Source organism: Pseudonocardia hierapolitana (assembly GCF_007994075.1).
Classification (GTDB): domain Bacteria; phylum Actinomycetota; class Actinomycetes; order Mycobacteriales; family Pseudonocardiaceae; genus Pseudonocardia; species Pseudonocardia hierapolitana.
Genome location: NZ_VIWU01000001.1, coordinates 4,240,395 through 4,251,942, shown reverse-complemented (window position 1 = coordinate 4,251,942; position 11,548 = coordinate 4,240,395). Strand labels below are relative to the sequence as shown.

At 72.1% G+C, this 11,548-nt stretch carries 12 protein-coding genes; 5 read left to right on the top strand and 7 right to left on the bottom strand.

Features of this window, described 5'->3' with window-relative positions; all coding sequences use genetic code 11:
* Window positions 1-99 precede the first annotated feature (99 nt).
* Window positions 100-1,176: a spore photoproduct lyase family protein gene (locus FHX44_RS20100; protein ID WP_147257208.1), complete on the top strand. Its 1,077-nt coding sequence runs from the start codon at window positions 100-102 to the stop codon at window positions 1,174-1,176.
* A gap of 4 nt (window positions 1,177-1,180) precedes the next feature.
* Here the strand turns inward: FHX44_RS20100 and FHX44_RS20095 are convergent, their stop codons facing one another.
* The gene (locus tag FHX44_RS20095) at window positions 1,181-2,002 is read right to left on the bottom strand and encodes an alpha/beta fold hydrolase (RefSeq protein WP_147257207.1); all 822 of its coding nucleotides are present in this window, start codon (window positions 2,000-2,002) and stop codon (window positions 1,181-1,183) included.
* A gap of 123 nt (window positions 2,003-2,125) precedes the next feature.
* Here FHX44_RS20095 and FHX44_RS20090 point away from each other — a divergent pair, with 123 nt between their 5' ends.
* Window positions 2,126-2,719, top strand: coding sequence for a 2'-5' RNA ligase family protein (locus FHX44_RS20090; RefSeq protein WP_170308966.1), 594 nt, complete (start codon window positions 2,126-2,128; stop codon window positions 2,717-2,719).
* Between the two features lie 26 nt (window positions 2,720-2,745).
* On the top strand, window positions 2,746-4,383 hold the full coding sequence (locus tag FHX44_RS20085; protein WP_147257205.1) for an ABC-F family ATP-binding cassette domain-containing protein: 1,638 nt from the start codon (window positions 2,746-2,748) through the stop codon (window positions 4,381-4,383).
* A 69-nt stretch (window positions 4,384-4,452) separates the two neighbouring features.
* Here FHX44_RS20085 and FHX44_RS20080 read toward each other — a convergent pair whose 3' ends face one another.
* The 5 genes from FHX44_RS20080 to FHX44_RS20060 form a co-directional block, all read right to left on the bottom strand.
* Complete coding sequence (locus FHX44_RS20080) at window positions 4,453-5,457, bottom strand: aldo/keto reductase family protein (RefSeq protein WP_147257204.1); 1,005 nt, start codon at window positions 5,455-5,457, stop codon at window positions 4,453-4,455.
* A gap of 9 nt (window positions 5,458-5,466) precedes the next feature.
* Window positions 5,467-7,914, bottom strand: coding sequence for a glycoside hydrolase family 2 protein (locus tag FHX44_RS20075; RefSeq protein ID WP_212612555.1), 2,448 nt, complete (start codon window positions 7,912-7,914; stop codon window positions 5,467-5,469).
* 96 nt (window positions 7,915-8,010) lie between these two features.
* Window positions 8,011-8,316 carry an adhesin gene (locus tag FHX44_RS20070; protein WP_147257203.1) on the bottom strand — a complete coding sequence of 102 codons (306 nt, stop codon included), beginning with the start codon at window positions 8,314-8,316 and terminating at the stop codon, window positions 8,011-8,013.
* Between the two features lie 45 nt (window positions 8,317-8,361).
* A complete protein-coding gene (locus tag FHX44_RS20065; RefSeq protein WP_147257202.1) occupies window positions 8,362-9,201 on the bottom strand; it encodes an aldo/keto reductase in 840 nt (279 codons plus the stop codon).
* A gap of 9 nt (window positions 9,202-9,210) precedes the next feature.
* Window positions 9,211-10,092 carry a patatin-like phospholipase family protein gene (locus FHX44_RS20060; protein ID WP_147257201.1) on the bottom strand — a complete coding sequence of 294 codons (882 nt, stop codon included), beginning with the start codon at window positions 10,090-10,092 and terminating at the stop codon, window positions 9,211-9,213.
* Window positions 10,093-10,143: 51 nt separating this feature from the next.
* Between FHX44_RS20060 and FHX44_RS20055 the strand changes: the two genes are divergently transcribed.
* Window positions 10,144-10,686: a TetR/AcrR family transcriptional regulator gene (locus FHX44_RS20055; RefSeq protein ID WP_147257200.1), complete on the top strand. Its 543-nt coding sequence runs from the start codon at window positions 10,144-10,146 to the stop codon at window positions 10,684-10,686.
* A 12-nt stretch (window positions 10,687-10,698) separates the two neighbouring features.
* Entirely contained in the window at window positions 10,699-11,088 is a 390-nt protein-coding gene (locus FHX44_RS20050; RefSeq protein ID WP_147257199.1) for a tautomerase family protein, read from the top strand.
* Here the strand turns inward: FHX44_RS20050 and FHX44_RS20045 are convergent.
* The gene (locus tag FHX44_RS20045; RefSeq protein WP_147257198.1) at window positions 11,083-11,547 is read right to left on the bottom strand and encodes an FmdB family zinc ribbon protein; all 465 of its coding nucleotides are present in this window, start codon (window positions 11,545-11,547) and stop codon (window positions 11,083-11,085) included. The genes FHX44_RS20050 and FHX44_RS20045 overlap by 6 nt on opposite strands.
* Window position 11,548: the final 1 nt, after the last annotated feature.

Genomic DNA, 11,548 nt, shown 5'->3' with positions numbered 1-11,548 from the left:
GGTCCGTCAGCGGGGCTCCAGGACGCCAGGAGCTCGACGCAGGCGTCGAGGTCGAGCACTTGCCGGAATCCCCTCGCTTGAACAACTGTTGAACCGGTTGTGACGCTGTCGTCTCCCACCACCCGCCTCCTCCAGGTCCGCTCCGTCTACGCCGAACCCGAGGCCCTCGCCTCCCCGCGCGGGCAGCAGGTCCTCTCCCGCTTCCCCGACGCCGAGATCGTCGAGGTGCCGTCGCACTGGCAGATCCCGGAGCTGCACGGCAACGCCGGGAAAGTCGACCGGTGGGTGCGGGTCAAGACCGAGACGCTGGTGCTGGGCGTCAAGAAGTCGCTCTCGGCGCGGCCCAACGGGCGCTCCAGCGACTTCATCGCGCCGTCGACGTCCAACGGGTGCGCCATGGCCTGCGCCTACTGCTACGTGCCGCGGCGCAAGGGCTACGCCAACCCGATCACGGTGTTCACCAACATCGACAAGATCACGAAGTACCTGCGTGGCCACGTGTCCCGGCAGGGCGTGAAGCCCGAACCCGACCAGGTCGACCCCCACGCGTGGGTCTACGACATCGGCGAGAACAGCGACTGCTCGGTGGATGCACTGGTCAGCGACAACGTGGCCGACCTCGTCGCCACCTTCCGCGAGCTGCCCACCGCCAAGGCGAGCTTCGCCACGAAGTTCGTCAACCGCGACCTGCTCGGCTACGACCCGCAGGGCCGCACCCGCGTCCGGTTCTCGCTCATGCCGGACGACGACGCGAAGCTGCTCGACATCCGCACGAGCTCGATCAGCGAGCGCATCGCCGCAATCGACGACTTCGTCGAGGCCGGCTACGAGGTGCACCTCAACCTCTCACCCGTCGTGCTGCGCGAGGGGTGGGAGCGGGACTGGGCGGACCTGTTGCAGCGCCTCGACGGCGAGCTCGGCGCGCCCTTCAAGGAGCAGGCCGCCTGCGAGATCATCATGTTGACGCACAACCAGGACCTGCACGAGGTCAACCTCGGCTGGCACCCCAAGGCCGAGGACGTGCTGTGGCGGCCGGAGCTGCAGCAGGCCAAGCGGTCGCAGACCGGCATGTGGAACGTCCGGTACCGCAACAACCACAAGCGCGAGGGCGTGCAGCGGTTGCAGGACCTCATCGCCGCGAACACCCCCTGGCTACGCGTGCGCTACGCGTTCTGATCCCTCAGTCCGAGACGCGGAGCAGCCAGGACCGCAGGGCCGTGGCCAGAGCGACCGGGGCGTCGAGCTGGATCAGGTGCCCCGCACCGGCGATGCGGGTGAACGCCGCCCCGCGGATGCCCCCGGCGAGCCGCTCCCCGGTCCCGACCGGGATCCACGTGTCCTCGGTGCCCCACAGGACGCTCACGGGGATGTCGATCCGGCCGAGCAGCGCCTCGTTCTCGGCGAGGTAGCGCTCGTCGTAGGCGGCGATCTGCCGGTAGAACGCGGGCTGGCCCTCCTCGCCGAGCCACGGAGCGACGAGCGAGGCGAGGTCGTCCTCGCGCAGCTCGCGGTGGCCGGCACTGCCGATGTACGCCCTGACCAGCGCTTCGTGGATGTACGGCGGCACCTGCGCGAGCACGTCGGGGTGCCGCTTCACGAGCCGGAAGAACGGCGAGCCCGACGGCGGGATCGCGACGACGTCCGCCAGCAGCAGCGACGCGTACGGAACCTCGTGCACCAGGTGGGCACGCAGCGAGACGGCGCCGCCGTAGTCGTGCGCGACGACGTGCGGCCGGTCGAGACCCCAGTGCGCGAGCAGCGCCGTGAACGCGTCGGCCTGCACGCCGAAGTCGACCGGGTGGCCGGGGTCCTTCGAGGAGCGGCCGTAGCCCGGCATGTCCCACAGGTGCACCGTGAAGTCGGTGCTCAGCGCTTCGGCGAACGGCCGCCACAACCACGACGACCACGGCGTGCCATGGCAGAACACGACCGCGGGCCCGGACCCGGCGCGACCCCAGGCGATCCGCCGCCCCTCCCACGAGAACGTCTCACCGAGATCCATGTCCGGCACGGTAGGGCACCACGAGGCGGTCGCAGGCCCGCCGGTCGGTGCCCACCACCGACGTCACCAACAGCCGAGCCCGCTCTCGGATTCTCCGAGCACGTGGCCTTAGGGTCGGTGCGCATGACCGACCCGCGCACACTTCCGAACGACCGTTTCGGGTACAGCGTCTACGCGTTGGTCGCTCATGCCTCCCCCGAGCAGGTGCGGATGGTCGACGAAGTCAGGGAGGCCGTCGGCCAGGAACGCGCCGTCATCCCGGCACACGTCACGGTCAGGGGCACCTTCCACGGGATTGCGAGCCTCGATCAGATGCGCGCGCTGCTGAGGGAGACCGCGGGCGGGCTGGAACCGGCGCAGGTCACGTTCGGCCCCGGCGGATGGACGATCCACCCGGACGGGGACCGGCACAGCTGTGGGATGCCGTGCGTGACGACGCCGGCCCTGGTTTCGCTCCACCATGCCTTCGATGCCGTGATCAGGCCCCGCTCCGTGGACGCCTATGGCGACGGCTACCGCGCCCACCTGACGTTGTTCCAGGACTGCGCCCGGGAGCAGGTCCAGCGGGCCGGGGCGGTGGTCGCCGGGCCGGACATCGGTACCGGGTTCGAGTTCGACTCGGTGGAGCTCATGGGACGGGTCGGCCCCGCCTTCGGAGGCGAGTGGGTGCTGATCGAGTCGTTCCCCCTCGCCCCTCGTCCGCCGCAGGCGGGGTGACGGCGGGCAGTAGCGTGGGTGGCGACATGACCGCCACCATCCAGGCCACCGGGCTCGCCGCTGCGCACGGCGCCCGCGTTCTCTTCTCGGACCTCGACCTGATCGTCTCCCCCGGCGACGTGGTCGGGCTCGTCGGCGCCAACGGCGCGGGCAAGTCCACGCTGCTGCGATTGCTCGCCGGTGAACAGGACCCCGAGGACGGCAAGATCGTCGTCAGCCCACCCGACGCGACGGTCGGGCATCTGCCACAGGAGCCGGACCGGCGTCCTGGCGAGACGGTTGCGGCGTTCCTCGCGCGCCGCACGGGCGTCGCCGCGGCGCAGGCCGAGATGGACGCCGCGGCGGAGGCGCTCGGCAGCGGTTCCCCCGGCGCCGACGACGCGTACGCCGCCGCGCTGGACCGCTGGCTCTCCCTCGGCGGTGCCGATCTCGACGAGCGCGCCGGGGAGATCGCGGCCGAGGTCGGGCTCGGTGTTGATCTCGATGCGGAGATGACCGCGCTGTCGGGCGGGCAGGCCGCCCGCGCCGGGCTCGCCGCGCTGCTGCTGTCGCGCTACGACGTGCTGCTGCTCGACGAGCCCACCAACGACCTCGACCTCGACGGCCTCGAGCGCCTCGAGCGGTTCGTCCAGGGGCTGCGCTCTCCCGCGGTGATCGTCAGCCATGACCGGGAGTTCCTCGCCCGCACCGTGAACCGGGTCGTCGAGCTCGACCTCGTGCAGCAGCAGGTCGGCGTCTACGACGGCGGCTACGACAGCTACCTCGCCGAGCGCGAGGTCGCCCGCAGGCACGCCCGTGAGGCGTACGAGGAGTACGACGAGAAGCTCTCCGGGCTCAAGGACCGCGCGCAGATGCAGCGCAACTGGATGGCGCAGGGCGTGCGCAACGCGCGCCGCAAGTCGACGGACAACGACAAGATCGGCCGCAAGCTGCGCGCCGAGGCCAGCGAGAAGCAGGCCGCGAAAGCCCGGCAGACGCAGCGGATGATCGAGCGCCTCGACGTGGTCGAGGAGCCGCGCAAGGAGTGGGAGCTGCGGATGACGATCGCCGCGGCGCCGCGCTCCGGCACGGTGGTGGCCTCGATGTCCGGCGCGGTCGTCCGGCGCGGGCCGTTCGTGCTCGGCCCGGTCGACGCGCAGGTCGACTGGGCCGACCGCATCGTGATCACCGGGGCCAACGGTTCCGGCAAGTCCACGCTGCTCGGGGCCCTGCTGGGACGCATCCCCGTCGACGAGGGCAGCGCTGGGCTCGGCTCAGGGGTGCGGGTCGGCGAGATCGACCAGGCCCGCGGCCTGTTCCTGGGTCCGGAACCCCTGGTGCGGGCGTTCGGCAACGCGATTCCCGACTGGGCCGAGTCGGACGTCCGCACGCTGCTCGCCAAGTTCGGGCTGGCGGCCGAGCACGTGCCACGCCCGGCCGGGTCGCTCTCGCCGGGCGAGCGCACCCGCGCCGCGCTCGCGCTGCTGCAGGCCCGCGAGGTGAACCTGCTCGTGCTCGACGAGCCGACGAACCACCTCGACCTGCCGGCGATCGAGCAGCTGGAGCAGGCGCTCGACACGTTCCCCGGCACCGTCCTGCTGGTGACCCACGACCGCCGGATGCTGGACACGGTGCGCACGACGCGCCGCTGGCAGGTCGAGGCCGGCCGCCTGACGGAGTCCTGATGCCGGCAATGTGGCTTTGCTGACGTCCAGCGTCAGCAAAGCCACTCTGCTGATCCGAGAGGGACGACCTCAGCTCGGGCGCGCGGGCGGCGACTGCGTCTTCAACGGGTCGCGCTCCACCACGTCGCCCAGCGCCTCGTCGATGCGCTTCAGGACCTCGTCCTCCAGCCGCACGCCGCTGGCGCCGGCGTTGTCGGCCACCTGCTCCGGCCGGGACGCCCCGATGATCGCCGCGGCCACGTTCTGGTTCTGCAGCACCCAGGCCACGGCGAGCTGGGCCATCGTGAGCCCGAGGTCGGACGCGATCGGCGCCAGCGCCTGGATGCGGGTGAGCGTCTCGTCGTCCATCCACCGCTGGATGAAGGTGGCGCCACCCTTCTCGTCGGTGGCCCTGGATCCGGGCGGGGGCGCGGCGCCGGGCTTGTACTTCCCGGTGAGCGCGCCCTGCGCGATCGGCGAGAAGACGACCTGGCTGATGCCGAGTTCCTCCGACGCAGGCACGACCTCGCTCTCGATCACCCGCCACAGCATCGAGTACTGCGGCTGGTTGGACACGAGCGAGAAGCCGAGGTCCTTCGCGAGGGCCTGGCCGTCGCGCAGCTGCTGCGCGGTCCACTCGCTCACGCCGATGTAGAGGGCCTTGCCCGCGCGGACGACGTCGGCGAACGCCTGCATCGTCTCCTCGAGCGGCGTCTCGACGTCGTAGCGGTGGGCCTGGTAGAGGTCGACGTAGTCGGTCTGCAGCCGGCGCAGGCTGCCGTCGATCGACTCCATGATGTGCTTGCGGGACAGGCCGGAGTCGTTCGGGCCCTTCGGCCCGGTCGGCCAGTAGACCTTGGTGAGGATCTCCAGCGAGGCGCGCCGCTCTCCCTTGAGCGCCTCGCCGAGCACGGACTCGGCCGCGCCGTTCGCGTACGCGTCGGCGGTGTCGAATGTGGTGATCCCGGCGTCGAGGGCCGCGCGCACGCACGCGACGGCGGCGTCGTTCTCGACCTGGGAGCCGTGGGTGATCCAGTTGCCGTATGTGATCTCGGAGACCTTCAGGCCGGATCGGCCGAGGTAGCGGTGTTCCACACCTGAACACTAGATCGCGAGGTCGTTGACCGCCCGCAACACAGGGGCCCGCGTGAGCGCCGTCGCATCGAGGTCGCCGCTCGTCACGGTGAAGGTGTGGCTCTCCCCCGCCACGAGCGTGACCATGCCGGTGTCCACGCGAGCGGCGGCGTCCAGCCGGTCGGGGAACAGACAGAGGTCCTTGACGAGCGCGGTCGCGGCGACCCGCACCGTGTAGCCGTCCGGGGTGCGCTCGGCCTCCACCGCCACCGCCTCGGCCGTCGGCACCAGCTTCAGGGCGGTGTCCTCCCGGAAGTACCAGTAGGCATCCGTCCCGACCTGCAGGAACTCCTCCTCGGGCGAGCCCGGGGTGACGAGGCCGGCGGGCAGCGGCACGGCGACCGCGCTGCGCGGGCCGACCGTGACGGGAACCGTCTCGCTCGCGAGCACCGCGCTGCCGGCGCCGGTCCGCCGCCGGGAGACGGTGAGGCGCTGCGACCACTCCCGCGGCGAGTCGTTGTGCACCACCAGCGCGGGCACCCCGTCCCGCGGCTGCACGGTGACGAGCGTGTCGGCGTAGACCCGCCGCAGCACGTGCCACAGCGGCTTGCGGATGCCGCGGGAGTCCACGGCGGCCCACGAGATCACCGGCCAGTTGTCGTTGAGCTGCCAGACGACGGCGCCGGTGTTGCGCGGGAACAGGCTGCGGAAGTGCTCGATCCCGTACCCGACGGCCCGGGCCTGGTTGAGCTGGGTGATCCAGTGCCACTCGTCGATGTCGCGCCACCGCGGCAGGTGGTCGCCGAGGCCGCGCTCCAGCTTGAGGTTGCCGTCGGCGGCCTTCTGGTGCACGAGCATCTGCGGGCCGTACGGGTCGAGGGGCTCGTCGTGCACGACGGACGTCAACGTGGACCAGGCCGGCGGGCCCTGGAAGCCGAACTCGGCCGCGAACCGGGGCGCGTGGTCGCGGTAGGTCGAGTAGTCGACCTGGTTCCACACGTCCCAGAGGTGCATGGTGCCGCTGCACGCGTCGTTGGGATGGATGAACGGGCTGAACGAGTACGGGCTCCCCGGCGAGTAGGGCGTGCGCGGGTCCAGCTCCGCGACGATCGCCGGCAGCAGCTCGAGGTAGTAACCCGCGCCCCAGGTGCGGCCGGCGAGCGGGTGCCGCCAACCCCACTCGACGAATCCCCAGATGTTCTCGTTGCAGCCGTTCCAGAGCGCGAGGCTGGCGTGCTGGGACAGCCGCGTGACGGCCTCGCGCGCCTCCGCCTCGACCTCGCCCCGCAGCGGCTCCTCCTCCGCGTACGCGGCACAGGCGAACAGGAAGTCCTGCCAGACGAGCACGCCGAGCTCGTCGCACGCCTCGTAGAAGTGCTCGCTCTCGTAGATCCCGCCACCCCAGACGCGCAGCAGGTTCATGCCGGCGTCCGCGGCGTCGCCGATGCTGCGCCGGTAGCTCTCCGCCGTCAGCCGGGTGACGAATGCGTCGTCCGGGATCCAGTTGGCGCCCCGGACGTACACCGGCTCGCCGTTCACCGCGATCGTGAAGGGCTCGCCGTGCTCGTCGGGGGCGACGTCGAGCGTCACCGTGCGGAAGCCGACGCGACCGTCCCAGGTGTCCACGCCACCGCCCGCGGTGCTCGCCTCGACCGCGACGGGGTAGAGCGGCTGGTCGCCGTGCCCGCGCGGCCACCACAGGTCCACGTCCTCGACGACGGCCGTGACCAGCACCGACGTCTGCCCTGCCGGGACGCTCGCGGCGGCGCGGACCTCGCCCACCCGCAGCGCGACGGTGGCGTCGCCCGCCGGATCGGCCCATGCCAGCTCGACGTGCGCGGCGAGGACGCCACAGTCGCCGTCCACGGTGGCGAGTGGGCGCACGGACGCGATCCGCACACCGCTCCAGGACTCGATGCGGATCGGCCGCCAGATGCCGACGGTCGCGACGTCGGGGCCCCAGTCCCAGCCGTAGTTGCTGGCCGTCTTGCGGATGGCGTTGTACGGGTGGTGGTTGACGTGCGGGCGCGGCCCGAGCTCGGCGGAGAGCCGCTCGGCGGCGTCCACGGGCGCGGCGAACGCGACGACGAGCTCGTTCTCACCGGCGACGAGCGCGGTGGTGACGTCGAAGCGGTGGGTGCGGTGCTGGTTGGCCGTGCGGCCCAGCTCGACGCCGTTGAGAGTGACGGTGGCGATCGTGTCCAGGCCCTCGGCCACCAGCTCCTGCCGGGCGCCGCCGTCGGGCTCCCAGGCGAACCGCGCGCGATAGGTCCAGTCGGTGCGACCGATCCAGGCGAACGCGCTCTCGTTGTCGCCGTCGAAGACGTCGGGGATCGCGCCGGCGGCCATCAGGTCGGTGTGCACCTCGCCGGGCACGGTGGCCGGGTGTGTCCCGGAACGTCCGTGCACCGACCAGCGGACACCGGCCCCGCTCGTGAGGTGGACCTGGCGGAGCGTGGCGGGGGCCTCGAGCGTCACCGGGCGAACTTTACCGGTTCATCTCGCCGGAACATCCGGACATGACGGCGGGCGGCCCCGATGTCACGGAACCGCCCGCTGGTCGGTCGGTGTCGGTCAGGCCTCCGGTCGATCCTGCACGCCGATCGCGAAGCGCAGCTCCTGCCCACCGTCGGGGCCGGCCACTGGCTGCACGTCCAGCACCTTGTCGTCGAGCACTTGGGCGACCACCGGCTCGAGGAACACGCTCACGCCGTCCCCGGACAGCACCACGTCGTCGTTGTCCGGCCGGCCGGCCAGCGAGAGCTCCAGCCCCTGCTCGGGATCGGGGGCGGAGATGCGCAGACCACCCCCGTCGGGCAGCTCGGCGTCGGTGGTCAGGGTCCTGATGGCTTCGGCCGCTGTATCGGTGATTGCCAACATGCCGCGCCAGGGTAGGCGCGATCGGACGACCTCGCAGACCGTGGCTCAGCCGAAGGTGTCGGGATCGGGCCCGAGGCGGGTTCCGGAGTCGAGCTCGTCGATGGTGGCGATGTCGTCGGGGCTCAGCTCGAAGTCGAACACGTCGATGTTCTCCCGGATCCGCGACGGCGTGACCGACTTCGGGAAGACGATGTTGTCCTGCTGGATGTGCCAGCGCAGCACGATCTGCGCCGGGCTCCTGCCGTACTTCTCCGCGAGCGCGACGACCCGCTCGTCCCGCAGGAGGTCGCCGCCCTTGCCGATCGGGCTCCACGCCTCCGTCGCGATCCCGTGCTCGCGGTGGTAGGCCTGCAGCTCGCGCTGCGCGAGCAGCGGGTGCAGCTCGATCTGGTTCACGGCGGGCACGGTGCCGGTCTCGGCCGCCAGCCGCTCCAGGTGCGGCACCTGGAAGTTCGACACGCCGATCGAGCGGGCCTTTGAATTGAAGGTGCCGTCGGAGAGGATCTTCTCGAACGCGCGCCACGTCTCGACGTAACGGTCGGCGTGCGGCCGCGGCCAGTGGATCAGGTAGAGGTCGACGAAGTCGAGGCCCAGCTTCTGCAGGCTCTCGTCGAGCGCGGCGATGGCCTCGTCGTGACCGTGCCGGTTGTTGATGAGCTTGGTGGTGACGAACACCTCCTCGCGCGCCAACCCGGACTCCCGGACCGCCTTCCCGACGCCCTCCTCGTTGCCGTAGCCCTGAGCCGTGTCGATGTGCCGGTAGCCGGCGTCGAGGGCCGTGCGCACGACCTCGGCCGTCCTGGCCGGTTCGACCTGGAAGACGCCGAACCCGAACTGCGGGATCTGCACTCCGTTGTTGAGGCGGATGTTCGGTACCTGCGACATGGCTACTGTCTACCCTGAGCGTCCGCGGCCGTACCGGCGATCCCCGTCACCCACTCGTTGCCACGCTTCGGCCACCTCGGCGGCCGCGCTCGCGGCCTGGGCGCGCCCGGCGCGCGCCGCAGCGGCGCGGCGTGCCGGGTCCAACACGTTGCGCCCGATCGCGGCCAGCGCCTCGGCGTCGGGGCTGACGAGAGCCACCCGTGCCCCCCGGGCCCGCAGCGCCGCGATCTGCGTCCCGACCCCGATCATGGGGCCGATCGCGCGCACGATCGGCGCCAGCACCACCACCCGGTCGTACCCGGCGGCGAGGTCGGCGTTGGCGGGCGAGCGCAGGCCGCCGTCGACGAGCCGCCGCCCGCCGGTGCTCACGGGCGCCCACACGCCGGGGACCGCGCAGCTCGCCGCCACGGCCTCCACGAGGGGCGCCCCGGAGTCCCGGTCGAGCACGACGAACTCGCCCGTGTCGGCGTCGACCGCGGTGATCCGCAGCGCCCGCCCTGGCCACTCGTGCACCGGGAGCCGCCGTCCGATCACCGCGATCCGGTCCGACGCCGGGCCGGTCCGCGCGCGGAGCGCGAACCGGCCGATCCGCGCACGCACCCGCTGCGGGTCCCGGCCGCCTGCCACCGCGGCGAGGGCGAGCCGCACCAACGTGCCCGAGCCGAGCGCGGCGGCGACCTCACCGTCCGGCGGTACGAGCTGGGCGGCGTAGCGCTCCTCGGGATCGACGCCCGTGGCGAGCTGCGTTCCCACGATCGCTCCCGCGGACGTGCCGACGATCAGGTCGGCACCGGCGAGGTCGATGCCGCGCTCACGCAGGCCGCACAGCATCCCGAGCTCCCAGGCCACCCCGGTGATCCCACCGCCTCCGAGGACGAGCGCCCGACCCATGACCGGAACTGTAGTTGACACCGTTCCATACCTACTAGTAGGTATGGAACCGTGGATGCGCGAACCAGGCTGCTCGACGCCGCGAAACAGCTCGTGTGGGACCGCGGCGTCGAGGCCACCAGCCCGAACATGGTCCTGGCCCGCAGCGGCGTCGGGCAGGGCAGCCTCTACCACCACTTCGGGTCGAAAGCGGCGTGGGCCGAGGCGGCGATCACGGCGCTCGCCGCGGACCTCACGGCCGAGACCGACGAGCTGTTCTCCGCGCACCCCACCGGCGTCGAGCAGCTACGGGCCTACCTGACCCGCCCCCGACCGGCGCTCGACGGTTGCCGGCTCGGCCGGCTCGCGTTCGACCCCGAGATCCGGGCCGACGACGCGCTCAGGGCCCCCATCAGCGCCTACTTCGAGCACCTGCGCGCACTGCTCCGGCCCGCGGTGCACGCCACCGGCGTCGACGACACCGACGGCGTCGTCGAGGCGATCTGCGCCGTCGTGCAGGGCGGCTACGTCACCTCCCGGCTCAGCGACGACCCGGACGCGCTCGACCGGGCCTGCCGCGGGCTGCTCACCCTGCTCGGGATCCCACCCCACTGATCGGAGGCACCCATGCCCCTCGTCCGAGTCGACGCCGTCGCGGCCGACCCGCAGCAGCTGGACGCGATCGGCGACGCCGTGCACGCGGCGCTCGTCGACGGGTTCGGCATCCCGGCCGACGACCGCTTCCAGGTGCTGCGCGGCGCGGCGGGCGACCGCGTCGTCTACGACCCCGGCTTCCGCGGCGTCGACCGCGACGACGGCGCCGTGTTCGTGCAGGTCTTCCTGCGCCGCGGCCGCACCGACGAGCAGAAGCGCGCGTTCTACCGCGCCCTCGCGAAGCACGCCGGGCTCGCCGGGATCGAGCCCCGCAACCTGGTCGTCGCCCTCACCGAGAACGGCCTGGCCGACTGGTCGTTCGGCAACGGCGAGGCCCAGTACCTGGACGACCCGCCGTCATGAGCTCCCCGAGTCGGTCGGCTTCGCCGGGGGCGGGCTGTGGCCGTGCCCATGGCCGTGCCCATGACCGTGCCCATGACCGTGCCCATGACCATGACCCTGGCTGGGGCCGGGCACCGGGTCCCCCGCCCGCAGCGGCGCGCCGTGGAACCGGCCCTCGTGGGCGATGATCGGCCGCTGGTCACCGGCCAGCTCGGGGTGCTTCGCCTCCAGCCGCTGCCGCTGGTCCCACTGCCGCCGCAGGCCGGTGACGTACTCGCGGTCGCCGTTGTACGTGCCGCGCCACGTCTGCGGCATCTGCTCCTTGGAGAGCCCGGTCCCGGCCTGGCCGAGCAGGCTCGGCCCGGCCGGGATCTTCTGCGGGGTGCCACCACAGGCCGGGCAGCCCGGCGTCGGCGCGTCGATCCCGACGAGCCGCTCGAAGCGCTCGCCGCAGTCGCACCGGTAGACGTAGATCGGCACG

Excerpts from the sequence above, each read along its gene's own strand:
- FHX44_RS20070 (WP_147257203.1), bottom strand. The coding sequence starts at position 8,316 with ATGTTGGCAATCACCGATACAGCGGCCGAAGCCATCAGGACCCTGACC.
- FHX44_RS20050 (WP_147257199.1), top strand. The coding sequence starts at position 10,699 with ATGCCCCTCGTCCGAGTCGACGCCGTCGCGGCCGACCCGCAGCAGCTG.
- FHX44_RS20060 (WP_147257201.1), bottom strand. The coding sequence starts at position 10,092 with ATGGGTCGGGCGCTCGTCCTCGGAGGCGGTGGGATCACCGGGGTGGCC.
- FHX44_RS20085 (WP_147257205.1), top strand. The coding sequence starts at position 2,746 with ATGACCGCCACCATCCAGGCCACCGGGCTCGCCGCTGCGCACGGCGCC.
- FHX44_RS20065 (WP_147257202.1), bottom strand. The coding sequence starts at position 9,201 with ATGTCGCAGGTACCGAACATCCGCCTCAACAACGGAGTGCAGATCCCG.
- FHX44_RS20090 (WP_170308966.1), top strand. The coding sequence starts at position 2,126 with ATGACCGACCCGCGCACACTTCCGAACGACCGTTTCGGGTACAGCGTC.
- FHX44_RS20095 (WP_147257207.1), bottom strand. The coding sequence starts at position 2,002 with ATGGATCTCGGTGAGACGTTCTCGTGGGAGGGGCGGCGGATCGCCTGG.